The sequence below is a fragment of the Embleya sp. NPDC127516 genome (genome assembly GCF_044765325.1).
Lineage (GTDB): Bacteria > Actinomycetota > Actinomycetes > Streptomycetales > Streptomycetaceae > Embleya.
Genome location: NZ_JBIWJT010000003.1, coordinates 398,107 through 417,317, shown reverse-complemented (window position 1 = coordinate 417,317; position 19,211 = coordinate 398,107). Strand labels below are relative to the sequence as shown.

12 protein-coding genes are annotated in these 19,211 nt (G+C 70.1%); 7 read left to right on the top strand and 5 right to left on the bottom strand.

The genetic code is table 11. The annotated features are described in order from the left end of the window. Positions 1–8: 8 nt before the first annotated feature. Positions 9–2,255, bottom strand: coding sequence for a glycogen debranching protein GlgX (gene glgX, locus ACIRL2_RS07060; RefSeq protein WP_402230670.1), 2,247 nt, complete (start codon positions 2,253–2,255; stop codon positions 9–11). Between the two features lie 144 nt (positions 2,256–2,399). Next, complete coding sequence (locus ACIRL2_RS07055) at positions 2,400–2,747, bottom strand: hypothetical protein (protein WP_395873438.1); 348 nt, start codon at positions 2,745–2,747, stop codon at positions 2,400–2,402. A gap of 446 nt (positions 2,748–3,193) precedes the next feature. On the opposite strand from ACIRL2_RS07055, the gene ACIRL2_RS07050 reads away from it, so the two are divergent. From ACIRL2_RS07050 to ACIRL2_RS07040, 3 genes are all read left to right on the top strand, one after another. After that, positions 3,194–3,646 (top strand): NAD(P)H-binding protein, encoded by a 453-nt coding sequence (locus ACIRL2_RS07050; RefSeq protein WP_395873439.1) that lies wholly within the window; start codon positions 3,194–3,196, stop codon positions 3,644–3,646. A 253-nt stretch (positions 3,647–3,899) separates the two neighbouring features. Next, positions 3,900–5,117 (top strand): Ig-like domain-containing protein, encoded by a 1,218-nt coding sequence (locus ACIRL2_RS07045; RefSeq protein WP_395873440.1) that lies wholly within the window; start codon positions 3,900–3,902, stop codon positions 5,115–5,117. Between the two features lie 153 nt (positions 5,118–5,270). Further along, positions 5,271–6,044, top strand: coding sequence for an enoyl-CoA hydratase/isomerase family protein (locus ACIRL2_RS07040; protein ID WP_402230667.1), 774 nt, complete (start codon positions 5,271–5,273; stop codon positions 6,042–6,044). Between the two features lie 79 nt (positions 6,045–6,123). Here ACIRL2_RS07040 and ACIRL2_RS07035 read toward each other — a convergent pair whose 3' ends face one another. Then, positions 6,124–6,804 (bottom strand): response regulator, encoded by a 681-nt coding sequence (locus ACIRL2_RS07035; protein WP_402230666.1) that lies wholly within the window; start codon positions 6,802–6,804, stop codon positions 6,124–6,126. Beyond that, the gene (locus tag ACIRL2_RS07030) at positions 6,761–8,050 is read right to left on the bottom strand and encodes a sensor histidine kinase (protein ID WP_402230664.1); all 1,290 of its coding nucleotides are present in this window, start codon (positions 8,048–8,050) and stop codon (positions 6,761–6,763) included. The genes ACIRL2_RS07035 and ACIRL2_RS07030 overlap by 44 nt, the downstream gene beginning before the upstream one ends. A gap of 262 nt (positions 8,051–8,312) precedes the next feature. On the opposite strand from ACIRL2_RS07030, the gene ACIRL2_RS07025 reads away from it, so the two are divergent. Further along, positions 8,313–10,625 (top strand): MMPL family transporter, encoded by a 2,313-nt coding sequence (locus ACIRL2_RS07025; RefSeq protein WP_395873444.1) that lies wholly within the window; start codon positions 8,313–8,315, stop codon positions 10,623–10,625. An 84-nt stretch (positions 10,626–10,709) separates the two neighbouring features. Here the strand turns inward: ACIRL2_RS07025 and glgP are convergent, their stop codons facing one another. After that, positions 10,710–13,322 (bottom strand): alpha-glucan family phosphorylase, encoded by a 2,613-nt coding sequence (gene glgP, locus ACIRL2_RS07020; RefSeq protein WP_395873445.1) that lies wholly within the window; start codon positions 13,320–13,322, stop codon positions 10,710–10,712. A gap of 419 nt (positions 13,323–13,741) precedes the next feature. On the opposite strand from glgP, the gene ACIRL2_RS07015 reads away from it, so the two are divergent. Genes ACIRL2_RS07015 through ACIRL2_RS07005 form a run of 3 tightly spaced genes read left to right on the top strand, consistent with a single transcriptional unit; the run spans position 13,742 to position 19,178 of the window. Further along, positions 13,742–16,039 (top strand): maltotransferase domain-containing protein, encoded by a 2,298-nt coding sequence (locus ACIRL2_RS07015; RefSeq protein ID WP_402230660.1) that lies wholly within the window; start codon positions 13,742–13,744, stop codon positions 16,037–16,039. Further along, entirely contained in the window at positions 16,036–17,730 is a 1,695-nt protein-coding gene (treS, locus tag ACIRL2_RS07010; RefSeq protein ID WP_355532028.1) for a maltose alpha-D-glucosyltransferase, read from the top strand. Before ACIRL2_RS07015 ends, treS begins: the two co-directional genes overlap by 4 nt. After that, entirely contained in the window at positions 17,727–19,178 is a 1,452-nt protein-coding gene (locus ACIRL2_RS07005; protein WP_395873447.1) for a maltokinase N-terminal cap-like domain-containing protein, read from the top strand. The genes treS and ACIRL2_RS07005 overlap by 4 nt, the downstream gene beginning before the upstream one ends. Positions 19,179–19,211 lie beyond the last annotated feature (33 nt).

Below are 19,211 nucleotides of genomic sequence, written 5' to 3'. Positions count from 1 at the left end.
GCGCCCCGCTACGTGGGTGCCCACACCGCGTGCTCGACCCGCAACAACATGGCCGACCGCCCCGCCAGTCGCAGTCCGCTGCCACCCGCGACCGGCTCGCTGTACCGCGCCATCGGGTCGCCCTCCAGCGCCGTGTCCAGGACCACCTCGTAGCTGTGCGCCCACGGCTCGTCCGGCAGCGTGAACCGCATCGGCTGCGAGGACGCGTGCAGGATGAACAGGAAGCTGTCGTCCACGATGCGTTCGCCGCGCGGTCCCCGGCGGTCGATGTCCAGGCCGGACAGGTACATGCCCAGCGTCGCGGTCGGCGCGAACCAGTCCTTGCGGGTCATCTCCCGCCCGCCGGGAGTGAACCAGGCGAGATCGCGCAGCCCGTCCGGCGCGACCGGGCGGCCCGAGTAGAAGGCCCGCCGACACAACACCGGATGCGCGCGCCGCAGGCGGATCAGCCGGGCGGTCAGGTCGAGCAGCGGACGCCACTCCGGCGAGTCCAGCGCCGACCAGTCCAGCCAGGACATCTCGTTGTCCTGGCAGTAGGCGTTGTTGTTGCCCGCCTGGGTGCGGCCCATCTCGTCGCCCGAGGTGATCATCGGGACGCCGGTGGACAGCAGCAGGGTGGTCATCAGATTGCGGATCTGCCGCTTGCGCAGCGACACCACGTTCGAGTCCGACGTCTCGCCCTCGTAGCCGTGGTTCCAGGACCGGTTGTTGTCGGTGCCGTCGCGGTTGTCCTCGCCGTTCGCCTCGTTGCGCTTGCGCTCGTAGGTGACCAGGTCGCGCATCGTGAAGCCGTCGTGCGCGGTGACGAAGTTGATCGAGGCGTACGGGTTGCGGCCGTCGCGCTGGTACAGGTCGGACGAGCCGGACAGCCGGTACGCCAGTCCACGCACGTCCGGGCGGGCACCTCGCCAGAAGTCTCGGACCGCGTCCCGATACTGGTCGTTCCACTCGGTCCACAGCGGCGGGAACGCGCCCACCTGGTAGCCGCCCGCGCCCAGGTCCCACGGCTCGGCGATCAACTTCACCCGGGACAACACCGGGTCCTGGGAAATCACGGTCAGGAACGAGGACAGCCGGTCCACGTCGTGCAGCGAGCGGGCGAGGGCCGCGGCCAGGTCGAAGCGGAAGCCGTCCACGCCCATCTCGGTCACCCAGTAGCGCAGCGAGTCGGTGATCAGCTGGAGCACGTGCGGCTGGACCACGTTGAGCGTGTTCCCGCACCCGGTGTAGTCGGTGTAGTGCCGGCCGTCGTCGGCCATCCGGTAGTAGCCGGCGTTGTCGATGCCGCGAAAGCACAGTGTGGGTCCGGCCGGGCCGCCCTCGCCGGTGTGGTTGTAGACCACGTCCAGGATCACCTCGAGCCCGGCCGCGTGCAGCGCGTGCACCATGTCCCGGAACTCGTGCACCTGGCCACCGCGCCCGCCCGCCGAACTGTAGCCGGCGTGCGGCGCGAAGAAGCCCACCGTGTTGTAGCCCCAGTGGTTGGTCCGCCCACCGCGCAACAGGTGTTCCTCGGACACGAACTGGTGCACCGGCAACAGCTCGACTGCGGTCACCCCGAGCCGGACCAGGTGGTCGATCGCGGCCGGATGGGCCAGGCCCGCGTAGGTGCCGCGCAGGTGGTCCGGGACGCGCGGGTGGCGCGCGGTGAAGCCCTTGACGTGCAGTTCGTAGATGACACTCTCGGCCCACGGAATCTTCGGCCGGCGATCCTGCGACCAGTCGGCGTCGTCCGCGACGACCACCGACTTGGGTACGTACGCGGCCGAGTCGCGATCGTCGCGCACCGTGTCGTCCCGGCCGCGCACGTGCCCGAACACCGCGTCGTGCAGCACGAAGTCGCCGTCCACGGCCCGCGCGTACGGGTCCAGGAGCAACTTGGCCGGATTCCACCGGGCGCCGCGGCCGGGCTCCCAGCGTCCGTGTACGCGGTAGCCGTAGCGCTGGCCCGGCCGCACGCCGGGCACGTAGCCGTGCCACACCCGGAAGGTCTGCTCGCGCAGCGGCAACCGGGTCTCGCGCGCCGTCCCGTCCGGGCCGTCCTCGAACAGGCACAGCTCGACCGCGTCGGCGTCGCCCGCCCACAGCGCGAAGTTGGTGCCCGCACCGTCGAAGCGCGCGCCCAGCGGCAACCGGCGGCCCGGCCAGGGCGGCGGCACGTGGCCGTTGGCCGTGGCGAAACCGCCGAGCGCGCCACGCGCGTCGACCCCGGGGTCCGTCGATTCCCACTCGAGCGTCACGGCCCGCCTCCCCATCCCGCTCCCCAGGATGTTCCCGCCGTGCCCCCACGCCTACACGCCCACGCACCCATGCGTGTAAGCCGCCGCGGCGGCATCCCCCGAGGGATGCCGCCGCGGCGGGCAACGATCGGCCGGGTCGGGGCGGCCGATCGGGTCTGCTCAGAACCAGGGGTGCCAGTGGTGGATCGCGGTCGAGGTCTCGGCGATGTTGGCGTTGTCCTGGTCGATCACCACGACGCCCGAGTTGCCGTTCACGCCCGCGGTGTTGTTCTGGTTCGAGGCACCCGCGCCGGTCGCGCTCTGCTGCGTGGCGTTGTAGTTGCCGTCGACACCGCCGAGCACGTTCCCGCTGCCACTGTTGGTGGTGGTGGAGGTCGTGGTCGACGCGTTCGAGCCGTTGTCGCCGACGGTGCCGTTGCCGCCGTCCGCGGCGGCGGCACCCGCGCCCAGGAAGAGCAGGCCGGCGGCGAGGGGAGCTACGGCGAGGGTGCCGAGCTTGCGGTTCATGGGGATCCTCCGTGTATCGCGGATCCGGGCGGGGCCCGGGCGTCATCAGGTACGGCATCAGGTGGTGCACGGGCCGTCGCGGAGGGCGAACGATCCGACCCCGGAGACGACTTCGTGTGACCAAGCTGTCGCAAACAGTGACAACAAATCCAGTCATCCGGCCCGGCTTCGCTCGGGAGAGTGACATGGGAGCCCCGAAACCCCAACGAGCGCCGGTACGGAGGGTTGCGATCTCAACAGGATTTCCACCGATTCGGCGTAGAATTTCGGCCATTCTGGCCGAATTTCATGGCTTTGTCGATGAACGGTGAGTGACCGCACCGCAGTTCCCTACCGGCCGAGCGCGGAAGAGCGCCTCAAGTCGTCGCGTGGGGCCCCATCGGGGGGCGCGCACTCCCGTCTTCACGCGAGCTTCACGAATACCGGGTTTGAGTTAGGTTGCCGGCATGCCTGTCGTCGTCACCGGAGCCGACCAGCCCCTCGGTCGCGCCGTCGCGTTCGAACTCGCCGCCTCGGGGGCCGAGGTGCGGGTCACCGTCCGGGATCCGGGCGCGGTCGGCGCGCTGCGCGCGGCCGGCCTGCGCGTCTCGGTCGGCGACCTGTCCGACCCGCTGCGACTGGGCGCCGTGCTGGAGGGCGCGCACACCGTGCTGCACCTGGATCGCGGCGCGGACGGAGCCGGCTCGCCGGGTGACACGTGGGAGTGGTTGCTGGAGGCCGCCGAGGGTACGGATCTCCAGCGGATCGTCACGGTCCTGCCCCAACCTCCGACCCGTTCCCTCGTACGGGGGTACGAATTGATCATCCGTCGGTTGCCCGCCGGCGACGCCGAGGGGCCCGGATACCCGGATCCGGCGCTGGTCCGCGAGTTGGTCGAGGCCGATCGTCGGGCCCGGTGAGGGACGTCGGCGCGGGCGGGCGACGCGAGAGCGACGCCGATCGTCCGGGAGGATGGCCTTGATCACCGCATTTGCCCGTTCATGACCGGGAATTCGGAACCGCGGTGGATGTTCGATTCGTCGAATGGGTTGTGGGATGTGGCTCTCGGCTCCGGCCGGGCCGCGGCTCGGCCCCGGATGAAGGGACTACCCGTACATGTCAGCAGGATCGAAGCCGCTCTCGTCGAGGCGGTCCGGGGCCCGATGGCGCGTGGTGCCCGCACTGATACTCGGCGTGCTCCTGCTCGTGTCGGGCTGCTCCGACGACGGCGGTGACGGCGGCAGGAAGACCGACGGCGGGAACACCGCGACCGCCAAGGGCGACCAGAAGAAGGGCGCCGATCCGGCGGCGATCACGCTGACCCCGGCCGACGGCGCGACCGCGATCGACCCGCAGGCCCCGATCACGATCGCGGTCAACGGGGGCAGGCTCGGCCAGGTCAAGGTCGTCAACGCGCGGAACGAGCCGGTCGACGGCACGCTCGACCCGGACGGCAAGACCTGGAAGCCCAAGGTCGCCTTCACCCTCGGCGGCAAGTACACGGTCGACGCGACCGCCACCAACGCCGACAACACACCCACCACCGCGCGCGCGACGTTCAGCACGGTGTCCGCCGACAAGAAGGTCACCGCGAGGTTCAGCCCCGAGGACGGCGCCACCGTCGGCGTCGGCTTCCCGGTGTCGCTGACCTTCGACTACCCGGTCCGGAACAGGGCCGCCGTGGAGAAGGCGCTGTCCGTCGACGTCGAGCCCAAGGTCGAGGGCGCCTGGCACTGGTTCGACGACACCCGGGTGGACTATCGGCCCAGGGACTACTGGGCGCCCGGCACGAACGTGAAGGTCAACCTGAACCTGCGCGGGGTCGACGTCGGAAACGGCGCGATCGCCAACCAGTTCAAGAGCTACAGCTTCAAGGTGGCCGCCACCAAGCGGATCGCGATGGTGGACGTGAAGGCCCACACGATGAAGGTGTACGAGAACGATCAGTTGATCAAGACCATCCCGATCACGGCCGGCAAGTCGCCGAAGTACAGCACGTGGAACGGGAAGATGGCGATCACCGAGAAATTCGAGAAGACCCGGATGAACTCGCAGACCGTGGGTCTGGGCAGCGAGTACGACATCGACGACGTGCCGTTCGCGATGCGGATCACCACGTCGGGCACCTTCGTGCACGGCAACTACTGGGCCGACCCGAGCGTCTTCGGCAGCGAGAACACCAGCCACGGCTGCGTCTCGATGACGAAGGAGAACGCCAAGTGGCTGTACGACCGGGTGATCCCGGGCGACGTGGTGGACATCTCCGGCTCCGACGAGCGCGTGGTGGACCCGGACAACGGCTTCGGCGACTGGAACGTGCCGTGGGACAAGTGGGTCGCGGGCGCGACTCCGGGCAGCGGCGCACCGACGACCACGACGCCGACGCACTGACGACCGCTCCGACGACCACGACGCCCGAGCGCCGACTCGACGCGCTTGACCCGGGGCCGCGACCCACGCGGTGGCGGCCCCGCTCGCGGCCTCGCCCGGTGCCGGCGCCTAAGGTCGGGTCGAACCCATCAGGGCTGACCGAAGGAGAGCGTCATGGGCGAATTCGTGAACCTGGAAGTGGCCGACGGCGTCGGCACGATCCGGCTGAGCCGGCCGCCGATGAACGCGCTGAACCGGCAACTCCAGGAGGAGTTGCGGGCGGCGGCGCAGGAGGCGGGCGAGCGGGCCGACGTGCGCGCGGTCGTGCTGTACGGCGGTGAGAAGGTGTTCGCGGCGGGCGCGGACATCAAGGAGATGGCCGACATGTCCTACGTCGACATGGCCGACCGGGGCGCCGCGCTTCAATCCTCGTTCACCGCGGTCGCCGAGATCCCCAAGCCGGTGGTCGCCGCGATCACCGGCTTCGCGCTCGGCGGCGGTTGCGAACTCGCGCTGTGCGCGGACGTCCGGGTATGCGCCGACACCGCGAAGCTGGGCCAGCCGGAGATCACCCTCGGCATCATCCCGGGCGCGGGCGGCACCCAGCGGCTGCCCCGGCTGATCGGCCCCGCCAAGGCCAAGGACCTGATCTTCACCGGCCGCTTCGTCGCCGCCGACGAGGCGCTCGCGATCGGCCTGGTGGACCGGGTGGTCCCGGCCGAGGACGTGTACGCCGAGGCGGTGAAGTGGGCGGCCCGATTCGCCAACGGCCCGGCCTACGCGCTGCGCGCGGCGAAGGAGGCGATCGACCGCGGCCTCGACGTCGACCTGGACACCGGCCTGGAACTGGAACGACTGCAGTTCACCGCGCTGTTCGCCACCGAGGACCGCGACACCGGCATGCGCGCCTTCATCGCCAAGGAAAAGCCCGAGTTCACCGGCCGCTGACCACCGCGCGACTCGAACCGACCGCACCCGCGGAGCCGGTGCCGCCGCCCCCCGGCGCCACCGGCCCCCGGGCTCGGCGCTACGGCGTCCGGCCCGCCTGGACCACGCCGGATTCGTAGGCGAAGACGACGGCCTGGGCACGGTCGCGGACGCCGAGTTTGGCGAACAGGCCCGTGGCGTGGTTCTTGACCGTCTGGACGCCGATGCTCATCGACGCGGCGATCTCGGCGTTGTCCAGGCCGGCCGCGATCAGCCGCAGCACCTCCACCTCGCGCGGGGTCAGGTCGCGCAGGGCGGTCGACGAGGGCTGCGGGGCCGACGGGGCCTTGACGAAGGACTCGATCAGCCGGGTGAGCAGTCGTGGCGCGACCGCGGCCTCGCCCAGGTGCACGGTGTAGACCGCCGCGATCAGATCCTCGGGCGACACGTCCTTGGGCAGGAAGCCGATCGCGCCCGCGCGCAACGCGCCGACCACGTATTCGTCCATGTCGAACGTGCTCAGCGCGAGCACCCGGCACTCGGGCAGTTCCTCGGACAGCCGCGCGGTGGCCTTGACGCCGTCGAGCACGGGCATCCGGATGTCCATCAGGATCACGTCCGGGTGCAGCCGATGTGCGGCCTCGACGGCCTGCGCGCCGTCGCCGACCTCGCCGATCACCTCGATGCCGGGGTCCGAGCGCAGAATCAGGGCCAGACCCCGACGCACGAGCGGCTGATCATCCGCCAGCAGCACGGTGATCGGGGGTGCGTCCAGGCTCATCTCGGTTCCAGTCCTCTCCAGGCTCCGCCGGCGGCAGCGGCACCAGCGCCGTCACACGGTAGCCGCCTTCCGGGCGCCTGCCCGCCACCAGCGTCCCGCCGTGCACCGCGACGCGCTCGCGCATACCCAGGAGACCGTACCCACCGCCCACCATCGCCGACCCACCGCCGTCGCCGTCGTCGCAGATCTCCACCAGGACCCGATCCGGTCGGTACTCCAACCGGACGAAGGCGCGCGCGTTCCCCGCGTGTTTGCGCGCGTTCGTGAGCGCCTCCTGCACGACCCGGTACAGCGTGAGCCCGGTGGCCGGCGGCAGCGACCGCGGCGCGCCGAGCACCTCGTACTCGGTGGGCAAACCCGCCGCGCACGAGTCGGTGATCAGCCGGTCGATCTCCGCGATCCCCGGCTGCGGCGCCGAGGGCGCCTCCTCGACGACGTCGGCGCCGCGCAGCACACCGAGCAGTTGGCGCATCTCGCGCATCGCGGTACGGCCGGACGACTCCAGTGTCACCAGCGCGGCCTTGGCGGTCTCCGGGTCGCGATCGAGGGTGGAGCGCGCGCCGCCGGACATCAGGTACATCGTGGTGATGTGGTGCGCGACGATGTCGTGCAGCTCGCGCGCGATCCGCCGGCGCTCGTCGGCCACCGCGCGATCCGCCAACAGCCGTCGGTTCAGCGCCACCTGGTCCTGCCAGCTGCGCACCCCGACGCCGACCGCGATCAGCAGGCAGATCGTCATCAGGTTGGGGAGCATCGCGAACGGCACCGACCAGCCGATCAGGACGTCGCGCGTCACCTGAGTCGCGAGCACCGCGGCGCCGGCGATACCGGCGACTCGGTACGAACAGAACCGGGCCACCGTGTACAGCCCGACCGCGGGGGCCAGGCCGAAGTTGTGCGTCGCCGGATCGGCGGCCCACACCGGCACCGGTTGCACCGCGATCACCGCGGCCAGTACCGGCACCGGATGCCGACGTCGCACGATCATCAGCACACCGCCGGCCGCGAGCAGCAGCACCGCGAGCACCGACATGTGCGGGCCGGCGCGGTGGCCGGTCGTGAGGTACGCGGCGACGTCGGCCCCCACACACGCGAGCGCGATCAGCAGGTCGTTCCGGGTCCACGGGAAGGCCCGGACCCGGCGCCGGACCAGCCGCAGCAGGCCCTTCGGCGGCCCGGGATCGGGCGCCTCCGGGTCCGGCTTGCTCGCCGGCGCCGAAGCGCCCGGCGCGACGACGAGGTTCATGCACCCATTCCATCCTCTTCGACCCTGTTCCTGAACCTCATCGCAGACGATCCGCACCCCCGGACCCGAGTCCTGGTTGTGCGGTACTCCCGGACCGAGGTCCCGGTCCATTCCCCTTCCGCCGGTCGATGTCCGAAGGGGAGTACGCGTGATGACATTGAGCCAATCCGGAGTTCCCGCATCGAGCTCCCGCGTTTCGATCCGACGGCGGAGAAGGAAAATGATCCGTAGAACAACCGCGTTCGCCACACGTCATCGATGGATGACCATCATCGTCTGGGCGGTTTTCGGTCTCGCCTTGACCGCCGTCGGAACACCGTTGATGAACAGCGTCACCGATTCCTCGACCGGTGACTTCCTGCCGAAGAAATACGACTCCGCGGCGGCCATTCAGATCGCCGAGAAGAAATTCGACGAGAAGCCCGACCCGAACGCGGTGACCGTGCTGGTCGCCCGTGCCGACGGTGCCAAGATCGGCCCGCAGGACCAGAAGAAGATCGCCGACACCACGGCCGCGCTGGCCAAGAAGCCGATCGAGGCGAAGCCCGAGCAGTTCGCCAAGGACTTCTCGCAGACGCCGAGCTACGCCGTGGGTGTGGTCGCCCCGGACGGGACGTTCCAACTGGTCTCGTTGTCGCTGGACGGCAATATGAACGACGTCGGTCTCCAGGACGTCTACCGGGACGCCCGTGATCTGGCGAAGACCGATTACGAGGCCGCCGGATTCCGGGTCGGATTCACCGGTGGTATCGCGAACACGGTCGACAACCTGGACGAGGAAGAGGACACCCAGGCGCTCGTCGGAATTTTGACGATGGGCCTTATCGTCCTGCTCAACGTATTGGTCTTCCGCAGTGTCCTGGCCGCGATATTGCCGCTGCTCGCGGTGACGTTCATCGGCGGTGTGGCGACCGGCGCGGTGGCCGGCAGCGCGAAGCTCCTGGACATCAAGCTCGACCCGTCCGTGCCGTCCCTGATCACCGTCGTGCTCCTGGGCATCGGCATCGACTACTTCCTCTTCCTGATGTTCCGCTTCCGCGAGCAACTGCGCGCCAACCCCGATCAGGACAAGCGCGAGGCCGCCGCGATCACCGCCGGCAAGGTGGGCAACGCGATCACCTGCGCGGCACTGACCATCGTGGCCGCGTTCGCGACCCTGGGCATCGCGAGCTTCGGTCAGTTCAAGGTGCTCGGCCCGGCCATCGCGGTCTCGGTCCTGGTGTGCCTGCTGGGCAGCCTGACCCTGATGCCCGCGCTGCTCGCGGTGTGCGGTCGCGGGATGTTCTGGCCGGCCCGGGCGTGGAAGAAGGAGCGTCCGGCGGGCTTCGCCGCCCGTCTGGGCGAGAAGGTCAGCGCGCGTCCGGTGCGCTACCTGGCCGGCAGCCTGGTCCTGCTCGGCGTGCTCGGCGCCGGTGCGGTGGGCGTCAAGATGAGCTACGACCAGGAGGGTCAGCCCACCACCAACGCGACCAGGACCGCCGACGAGATCTCCCGCTCGCTTCCGGCGGGCGTGTCGGACCCGCACACGGTCTACGTGCAGACCAAGGCCGGCGGCAAGCTCGACGAACGTTCGCTCACCGGGCTGACCGGTGCGCTGGGCAAGGTCGAGGGCGTGGGCCAGGTCGCCAAGCCGGTGCTCAACCCGGACGGTTCGGCCGCTCGGATCGATGTGTTCCTGGCCGCGAAGGCCGACACCCAGAAGGCGCGGGAGTTGATCACCGGCCCGGTCCGGGGCACCATCTCGAAGCACACTCCGGACGGCGCCGAGGCGCACATCACCGGAACGGCGGCCATCTTCGCCGACGTCTCGGACGCGGTGGACAAGGACCTCAAGCTGGTCTTCCCGGTCGCCGCGATCCTGATCGCGCTGATCCTGTTCCTGCTGCTGCGCTCGCTGCTCGCGCCGCTCGTGCTGATGCTCGCGGTCGGCCTCGGCTTCGTGGCCACGCTCGGCGCCGGAACGCTGGTCTTCCAGCACATGCTCGACCGACCCGGCGTGTCCTTCACGCTGCCGCTGGTGCTGTTCCTGTTCGTGGTCGCGCTGGGCACCGACTACAACATCCTGATGAGCGACCGGCTGCGGGAGGAGATGGACAAGCCGGTCCCGGCCCGCAAGGCGGTGGCCATGGCGGTCGAGCACACCGCGCCCGCGATCGCCACGGCCGGTCTCGTACTGGCCGGATCCTTCGCCAGCCTGGCGGCCAGCCCCGCGACCGCGGAGATCGGCTTCGCCACCGCGGTGGGCATCCTGCTCTCCTCGATGCTGCTCTCGATCGTGCTGGTGCCCGCGATCGCCGCGATCCTGGGTCGGGGCCTGTGGTGGCCGCGCCGGAGCGGCAAGGCCAAAGGGCACGGCGGCGGCACCGGCGCGCAGGACGCGTACGGCCACCCGGACTCGGACCGCACGCTCGTGACCGAGCCGCAGATGGCCGGCGGCTACGGGCCCGCGCCGTACCAGGGCGGGCAGCCGTACCAGGCTCAGCCCCACCAGGGACAGCCCTACCAGGGACACCCGTACCAGGGACAACACCAGCAGCCCTACCCGCCGTACCGCCCGGACCAGCCGCACGGCTGACCGAGCGATACCGCCGCGGAGAAAGCACGTTCGGGCCCCGCCGTCGACAAGGACGGCGGGGCCCGAACGGTCGAGCGAGTGCGGTCAGCGCAGCGCGATGCCCTCCGCGAAGCCCTCACTCTCCGGCGGCGCCGCGATCAGGCCCAGTTCGGCCGGACCCGCGAGCAGCGGATGGGTCGGCATCACCCGGACGGTGTAGCCGAACGGACCGGTCCGATCCAGGGCCAACGAGCCCTCGTAGAACCGGCGACCGTGCTCGTCCCGGTGCCCCGCCTTGAGCGGCGCCACCGTGCTCTCCACGATCCGGTCCGCGTCGTCGACCCGGCCGTGCACGACCTGGACCTCGACGTCGGCGGGCGCGAGTTCGCCCAGGGAGACGAAGACCCGCAGGTTCAGCGTGTTGCCGACCTCGGGGGCGTCCCCTATCCCGCCCGACTCCACGTGATCGACCCGGACGCCCGCCCAGGACCTCCGCACGTGCGCCTTCCACTCCGCCAACTCGCGCGCGGCCGCGCCGGTGATCGCCCGACCGGACAACGCCGCCGGCGCGTACAGCACGTCGACGTAGTCCTTGACCATCCGGTCCGCGAGCACCTTCGGGCCGAGCGTGGCCAGCGTGTGCCGGACCATTTCCAGCCACCGGGTGGGCAGGCCCTCGGGCCCCCGGTCGTAGAACCTGGCCGCGACCGAGTTCTCGATCAGGTCGTACAGGGCCCCGGCCTCGAGGTCGTCCCGGCGGTCCACGTCGGTGATCCCGTCGGCGGTCGGAATCGCCCAACCGTTCGAACCGTCGTACCACTCGTCCCACCACCCGTCCAGGATGGACAGGTTCAGGCAGCCGTTCAGCGCGGCCTTCATCCCCGAGGTGCCACACGCCTCCAGCGGGCGCAGCGGGTTGTTCAGCCACACGTCGCACCCGGGGTACAGGTGCTGGGCCATCGCGATGTCGTAGTCCGGCAGGAAGACGATCCGGTGTCGCACGTCCTCGCGGTCGGCGAACCTCACCAGTTCCTGGATCAGTCGTTTGCCGCCCTCGTCGGCCGGGTGCGACTTGCCCGCGATGACGATCTGCACCGGCCGTTCCGGGTGCAGCAACATCCCGCGCAACCTGGCCGGATCCCGCAGCATCAGGGTGAGCCGCTTGTAGGAGGGCACCCGGCGGGCGAACCCGATGGTCAACACGTCCGGATCGAGCACGCCCTCGATCCAGCCCAATTCCGCGTCGCCCGCGCCGCGTTGCTTCCAGGACGCGCGCAGCCGCAGCCGCGCCTCGGCGACCAGCTTCGCGCGCAGCCCCCGGCGCAGCTCCCACAAGGAGCCGGCCGAGAGCCGATCGATGGCCGCCCACGCCGAGGGGTCCTCGGTGAGTTCGACGCCCGCCTCGCGGCCGGCCAGGTCCAGCACATCGGCGTCCACCCACGTGGGCGCGTGTACGCCGTTCGTGATCGAGGTAATCGGTACCTCGGTGGTGTCGAAGCCTGGCCACAGGCCGTCGAACATGCCCCGGCTGACCCGTCCGTGCAGCTTGCTCACGCCATTGGCCCGTTGGGCGAGCCGCAGGCCCATCACGGCCATGTTGAACACGCCCGGATCGCCGTCCGGGTAGGTCTCCGCGCCGAGCGCGAGGACCCGGTCCACCGGAACCCCCGGACAAGCGAGGTCGCCGCCGAAATGCCGCTGGATCTGATCGCGCCCGAACCGGTCGATCCCGGCCGGCACGGGGGTGTGCGTGGTGAACACCGTGCCCGCGCGGGCGGCTTCGAGGGCCGCGTCGAAGTCCAGCCCCTCGGTCTGGGTGAACTCGCGGATGCGCTCGATGCCCAGGAAGCCGGCGTGGCCCTCGTTGGTGTGGAAGACCTCGGGCGCCGGATGACCGGTGATCTCGCAAAATGCCCGCAAAGCCCGTACCCCGCCGATGCCGAGCAGCATCTCCTGATGCAAGCGGTGTTCGCTCGTGCCGCCGTACAGCCGGTCGGTCACCTCGCGTTCGGCGGGCTCGTTCTCCTCGATGTCCGAGTCCAACAGCAGCAGTGGCACCCGACCGACCTGGGCCTTCCAGATCCGCGCGTGCAACTCACCCGTCGGGAGTCCGATGACCACTCGTGTGGGTGCACCGTCGGCACCCCGAAGGAGCGTCAGTGGCAACTCGTTGGGGTCCAGGAGGGGGTAGCGCTCCTGTTGCCACCCGTCCCGGGACAACGACTGCCGGAAGTACCCGTGGCGGTACATCAGGCCGACTCCGACGATCGGGACACCCAGGTCGCTCGCGGCCTTCAGATGGTCGCCCGCGAGGATGCCCAAACCGCCGCTGTACTGCGGAAGTGCCGCGGTGATGCCGTACTCCGGCGAGAAGTACGCGATCGCCGCCGGTGGCGCGTCGGGGCCGGGAGCAGCCTCCGACAGGGTTTGGTACCAACGAGGTCCGGTCAGGTATTCGTGCAGGTCTTCGGCCGCCACCCGCAGTCGGGCGAGGAAGCGGCGGTCGTCGGCGAGGGCGCCGAGTTTGTCGTTCGGCACGGTGCCGAGCAGGCGGACGGGGTCTCGGCCGACCGAGGCCCAGGTGTCCGGATCGATCGACTCGAACAGGTCGCGGGTCTCCGCGTGCCAGGACCAGCGGAGGTTCATCGCCAGTTCACCCAGTGGCTCCAGCGGAGCGGGCAGAACCGTACGCACGGTGAATCTGCGGATTGCTCTCACGCTGCGACCCTAGCCGGAAGGCGGCAGAACTTGCGACAGTGGATGCAGTGCGCTTGCAAAGCCGGCAAGATCTTGCGGATGGGTCTGGGGGCGTTTTTACACCATATGGACCGTGCCCCGAGCGACTTGACGATCGTTGAACAGCCGGGTCCTTCCGTCCCGCCGTATCGCGGACACACCAGACATCCACCGTCCACGATCGCGGGCCGGGCCCCACCCGGTCCCCGCCTGGTGGTCGCGTCACGAGCAATGGCCGCCGCGCAGCGGTGAGAGGTGGACCCGAGCGATCCCACCGGTCGCCGCCGGGTCGGTTTTCCGCCACTCCCGGGTCCGGCAATCGGGGTATCGAGTGGGTTTCCGTACGGGTGTATCGCGCGCGACGCGCACGGGATGCCCGTCCGTGGGTACAGGAGTTCGGCATGACCAGTTCGGCTGAGAAGGACCCCGGGGGCGCCCGCGCACCCCGGGCGGGGCAGGTCGCGGCCGACAAGGCCGCGGCACGGAAGACGACCGCCGGGAAGTCGAGGGCCGCGCGGCCCGAACCGACGTCGGCCACCGGGCCGGCGCCCGGTGCGACGACGAAGCCGGCACCCGAGGCGAGCGCGACGAAGGCGAGCACCGTGCGGCCCGAGCCGGCGCGGCCCCTTGCCGCGCAACCCGACGCGCCGCCCGCCGCGGCCAAGTCACCCGCGCGCGCCGGGAGATCGGCCAAACCGGTGACGCCGCGGATCGGGCGCATCCCGATCCTGGACGTCGAGCCCGCCGTCGACGGCGGCACCCGGCCGGCCCGGGCGATCCCGGGCGAGACGTTCCCCGTGGCCGCCACGGTCTTTCGCGAGGGCCACGACGCGGTGGCCGCGGGCGTGGTGCTGCGTGACCCGCGCGGCCGGGCCGGCGCGCTCACCCCGATGCTTCCGGGCGCGCCCGGGACCGACCGGGTGCACGCGAGCGTCACGCCGACCACCGAGGGCCTGTGGTCCTACGCCGTCGAGGCGTGGGGCGACCCGATCGCCTCCTGGCGGCACGCGGCCGGCATCAAGGTCCCGGCCGGCCTGGAGGTCGACCTGGTGCTGGAGGAGGGCGCGCAGTTGCTGGAGCGGGCCGCCGCCGGCGTGCCCAAGAAGGACGGCCTGCGGGCGGTCGTGCTGGCCGCGGTGGACGCGGTCCGGGACGAGACGCGCAGCCCCACCGAACGACTCGCCGCGGCACGGTCGAGCGTGCTGGACGAAGTGCTGGCCAGGTATCCGCTGCGGGAGTTGCTCACCAGCTCGGCGCGCCATCCGCTGCGGGTCGAGCGCGAGCGCGCGTTGTACGGGTCCTGGTACGAGTTCTTCCCGCGTTCCGAGGGCGCGGTGGTGGACCCCGCCGGCAATCACCCGCCGCGCGGCGGCACCTTCCGGACCGCGATGGAACGCCTGCCGCAGATCGCCGCGATGGGCTTCGACGTGGTCTACCTGCCACCGATTCACCCGATCGGCCGGGCGTTCCGCAAGGGGCCCAACAACTCGCTCGAGGCCGGCGAGCACGATCCCGGGTCGCCGTGGGCGATCGGCTCGCCCGAGGGCGGGCACGACGCGATCCACCCCGACCTGGGCACGATCGAGGACTTCGACGCGTTCGTGGCCCGGGCCCGCGAGTTGCGGATGGAGGTGGCGCTCGACTTCGCGCTCCAGGTCTCCCCCGACCACCCGTGGGTCGAGAAGCACCCGGAGTGGTTCCGGCACCGGGCCGACGGCACCATCGCCTACGCGGAGAACCCGCCGAAGAAGTACCAGGACATCTACCCGATCGACTTCGACGCCGACTTCGAGGGTCTGGTCGCCGAGACGTTGCGGGTGTTGCGGCACTGGATGGCGCACGGCGTGCGGATCTTCCGGGTGGACAACCCGCACACCAAGCCGGTGATGTTCTGGGAGGAGGTGATCGCCACGATCAACGCGACCGACCCGGACGTGATCTTCCTGGCCGAGGCGTTCACCCGACCGGCGATGATGCGCACGCTGGCCAAGGTCGGCTTCCAGCAGTCGTACACGTACTTCACCTGGCGCAACGGCAAGGACGAACTTCAGGAGTACCTCACCGAGTTGACCACCGGCGAGGCGTCCTCCTACATGCGGCCGAACTTCTTCGTGAACACCCCGGACATCCTGCACGCCTACCTGCAGTACGGCGGGCCCGCCGCGTTCAAGATCCGGGCCCTGCTCGCCGCCACGCTTTCCCCGACGTGGGGCGTCTACTCGGGCTTCGAGCTGTTCGAGCACCGCGCGGTCAAGGCGGGCAGCGAGGAGTACCACGACTCGGAGAAGTACCAGTTCCGCCCGCGCGACTGGGCCGGGGCCGAGCGCGAGGGACGCTCGCTGGCGCCGTACATCACCACGCTGAACCGGATGCGCCGACGCCACCCGAGTCTGCAACGTCTGCGAAACCTGACCTTCCATCACGTGGACGACGATGCGGTCATGGCCTTCTCCAAGCGCACCCGTGTGGGTGATGTCGACGACCTGGTCCTGGTGGTGGTGAACCTGGATCCGCACCACACGCACGAGGCCACCGTCGCCCTGGACCTGCCCGCCCTCGGGTCGGACTGGCAGGACACCTTCGCGGTGCAGGACGAGTTCACCGGAGCCGGCTATCGCTGGGGTCGGCACAACTACGTGCGGCTGGATCCGGCGCACGAGCCCGCGCATCTCTTCTCGGTCCGGAGGAACAGCCCGTGATCGTCAACGAACCCGTCCGCGACACCTTCGACGACACCCCGTCGCGGGATCGCGATCCCCTGTGGTTCAAGCGAGCCGTCTTCTACGAGGTCCTCGTGCGGTCCTTCCAGGACAGCAACGGGGACGGGGTGGGCGACCTGAAGGGCCTGACCCAGAAGCTGGACTATCTCCAGTGGCTCGGCGTCGACTGCCTGTGGTTGCCGCCGTTCTTCGCGTCGCCGCTGCGCGACGGCGGCTACGACGTGGCCGACTACACCGCGGTGCTGCCCGAGTTCGGCGACCTCGCCGACTTCGTCGAGTTCGTCGACTCGGCGCACAAGCGCGGCATGCGGGTGGTGATCGACTTCGTGATGAACCACACGAGCGATCAACACATGTGGTTCCAGGAGTCGCGGAACAACCCGGACGGGCCGTACGGCGACTACTACATGTGGGCCGACGACGACAAGGCGTACGGCGACGCCCGGATCATCTTCGTCGACACCGAGTCCTCCAACTGGACCTACGACCCGGTGCGCAAGCAGTACTTCTTCCACCGCTTCTTCAGCCACCAGCCGGACCTCAACTACGAGAACCCGCGCGTGCAGGAGGAGATGCTGGCCGGGCTGCGGTTCTGGCTGGACCTGGGCATCGACGGGTTCCGACTGGACGCGGTGCCGTACCTGTTCGCGCAGGAGGGCACCAACTGCGAGAACCTGCCCGCGACCCACGAGTTCCTCAAGCGGGTGCGCAAGGAGATCGACGACAAGTACCCGGACACCGTGCTCCTGGCCGAGGCCAACCAGTGGCCCGAGGACGTGGTGGACTACTTCGGCGACGGCGACGAGTGCCACATGGCGTTCCACTTCCCGGTGATGCCGCGCATCTTCATGGCGGTCCGCCGCGAATCGCGTTACCCGGTCTCGGAGATTCTGGCCGGGACCCCGTCCATCCCGGACAACTGCCAGTGGGGCATCTTCCTGCGCAACCACGACGAGCTCACCCTCGAGATGGTCACGGACGAAGAACGCGACTACATGTACAAGGAGTACGCGAAGGACCCGCGGATGCGGGCCAACGTGGGCATCCGCCGTCGGCTCGCGCCGTTGCTGGACAACGACCGCAACCAGATCGAGCTGTTCACGGCGCTGCTGCTGTCGCTGCCGGGCTCGCCCGTCCTGTACTACGGCGACGAGATCGGCATGGGGGACAACATCTGGCTCGGCGACCGCGACGGTGTGCGCACGCCGATGCAGTGGACGCCGGACCGCAACGCGGGCTTCTCCACGTGCGATCCGGGTCGGCTGTACCTGCCGAACATCATGGACCCGGTCTACGGCTACCAGGTCACCAACGTCGAGGCGCAGATGTCCAACGCCTCCTCGCTGCTGCACTGGACCCGCCGGATGATCGAGGTGCGCAAGCAGAACCCGGCCTTCGGGCTCGGTGTGTACAACGAGCTGACCTCGTCCAATCCCAGCGTGCTGGCGTTCCTTCGCGAATACGAGGACGACATCGTGCTGTGTGTTCACAACTTCTCGCGCTTCGCCCAGCCCACCGAGCTGGACCTGCGGCAGTTCGAGACGTACGAACCGGTCGAGTTGCTCGGGGGGGTGACGTTCCCCGCGATCGGCGAGCTGCCGTATCTGCTCACCCTCGCGGGGCACGGTTTCTATTGGTTCCGCCTCACCCGTGGAGAAATGACGCTGTGACGGATTCCACCCGACCCCACGATCCGACTGCCTCCGCCGTGATCGCCGTGCTGCGCGACTGGCTGCCGCAGCAGAGATGGTTCGCCGGCAAGGGCCGACCTCTTCGTGGGGTCGGCGTGGTCCACAGTCTCGAAGTGGTCTCCGGCGATCCCGCGCTGCACCACGTGCTGCTGCGGGTCGAGCACGGTGCCACGCCCGAGCACTACCAACTCCTGCTCGGGGTTCGGGGCACCCTGCCGGACCGGCTGGCGCACGCGGCCATCGGCCGGTTGCCCAACGGCAGCAGCCTCTACGACGCGGTACACGACGCCGAGCTGACCCGGTGGTTGCCGGAACGGTTCGTCGCCGCGGACACCGTCGGCTCCCTGGCCTTCCACCGGCCCGGCGCGCAGGCCCCCGACCCCGAACACGTCGGCCTGGTGATCGGCGCCGAGCAGTCGAACACGTCGATCATCTTCGGCGACGACGTGATCCTCAAGCTGTTCCGGCGCGTGGTGCCCGGCGTCAATCCGGACCTGGAGGTCTCGCTCGCGCTGGCGGGCGCGGGCTCGCGGCGGATCCCGGCGCCGATCGCCTGGTTCGACATGCCGTTCCCGGACACCGACGCCGAACCGACCACGCTCGGCCTGCTCCAGGAATACCTGCGCACCGGCACCGACGGCTGGGAGTTGGCCAAGACCTCGGTCCGCGACCTGTACGCCGGCCAGGAGGTGCGCGGCGCCGGTCCGCACGCGCACGAGACCGGCGGCGACTTCGCCGGCGAGTCCTTCCGACTCGGCGCGGCCACCGCCGAGGTGCACGCCGACCTGGCCCGCTCGCTGCCCACCTCGGTGGCGGGCGAGGCGGAGTTGGCCGCGATCGCGCAGGACATGGAGCGCCGATTGCACGCGGCGGCCGAGGCGGTGCCGGAGTTGGCGCCGTTCACCGACCGGCTGCGCGAGGCGTATCAGGACCTGGAGACGCTGGGTCGGGACGGGCATCCGGTCCCGTTGCAGCGCATCCACGGCGACTTCCACCTCGGTCAGGTGATGCGCACCGCCACCCGGTGGGTGCTGCTCGACTTCGAGGGCGAGCCCGCCCGGCCGCTGAGCGAACGACGCTCGCTGCACTCGCCGCTGCGCGACATCGCGGCGATGTTGCGCTCGTTCGACTACGCGGCCCGGCACCTGCTCGCCGGCGGTGGCGGGTTCTGGGGTCGCGGGGCGCCCGCACCGCACCTGGTGCGCCGCGCGGAGGAATGGGCGACCCGCAACCGGGAAGCCTTCTGTGCGGGGTACGCCGACGCGGGTTCGTTCGACCCGCACTCCGAGCCCGTGTTGTTGCGGGCCTTCGAGACCGACAAGGCCGTGTACGAGGTCATGTACGAGTCGGGCAACCGACCCTCGTGGCTGCCGGTGCCGATGTCGGCGATCCGGCGGCTGGCCGAACGCGCACCGCAGCCGCACTGACGACCTGTCGATTCCGTTTCAGCACCCACGTCT

What these genes read in the sequence shown, in the direction of transcription:
- ACIRL2_RS07035 (WP_402230666.1), bottom strand. Translation starts at nt 6,804, where the DNA reads ATGAGCCTGGACGCACCCCCGATCACCGTGCTGCTGGCGGATGATCAG.
- ACIRL2_RS07040 (WP_402230667.1), top strand. Translation starts at nt 5,271, where the DNA reads ATGGGCGAATTCGTGAACCTGGAAGTGGCCGACGGCGTCGGCACGATC.
- ACIRL2_RS07055 (WP_395873438.1), bottom strand. Translation starts at nt 2,747, where the DNA reads ATGAACCGCAAGCTCGGCACCCTCGCCGTAGCTCCCCTCGCCGCCGGC.
- ACIRL2_RS07050 (WP_395873439.1), top strand. Translation starts at nt 3,194, where the DNA reads ATGCCTGTCGTCGTCACCGGAGCCGACCAGCCCCTCGGTCGCGCCGTC.
- glgX (WP_402230670.1), bottom strand. Translation starts at nt 2,255, where the DNA reads ATGGGGAGGCGGGCCGTGACGCTCGAGTGGGAATCGACGGACCCCGGG.
- ACIRL2_RS07030 (WP_402230664.1), bottom strand. Translation starts at nt 8,050, where the DNA reads ATGAACCTCGTCGTCGCGCCGGGCGCTTCGGCGCCGGCGAGCAAGCCG.
- ACIRL2_RS07015 (WP_402230660.1), top strand. Translation starts at nt 13,742, where the DNA reads ATGACCAGTTCGGCTGAGAAGGACCCCGGGGGCGCCCGCGCACCCCGG.
- ACIRL2_RS07025 (WP_395873444.1), top strand. Translation starts at nt 8,313, where the DNA reads ATGACCATCATCGTCTGGGCGGTTTTCGGTCTCGCCTTGACCGCCGTC.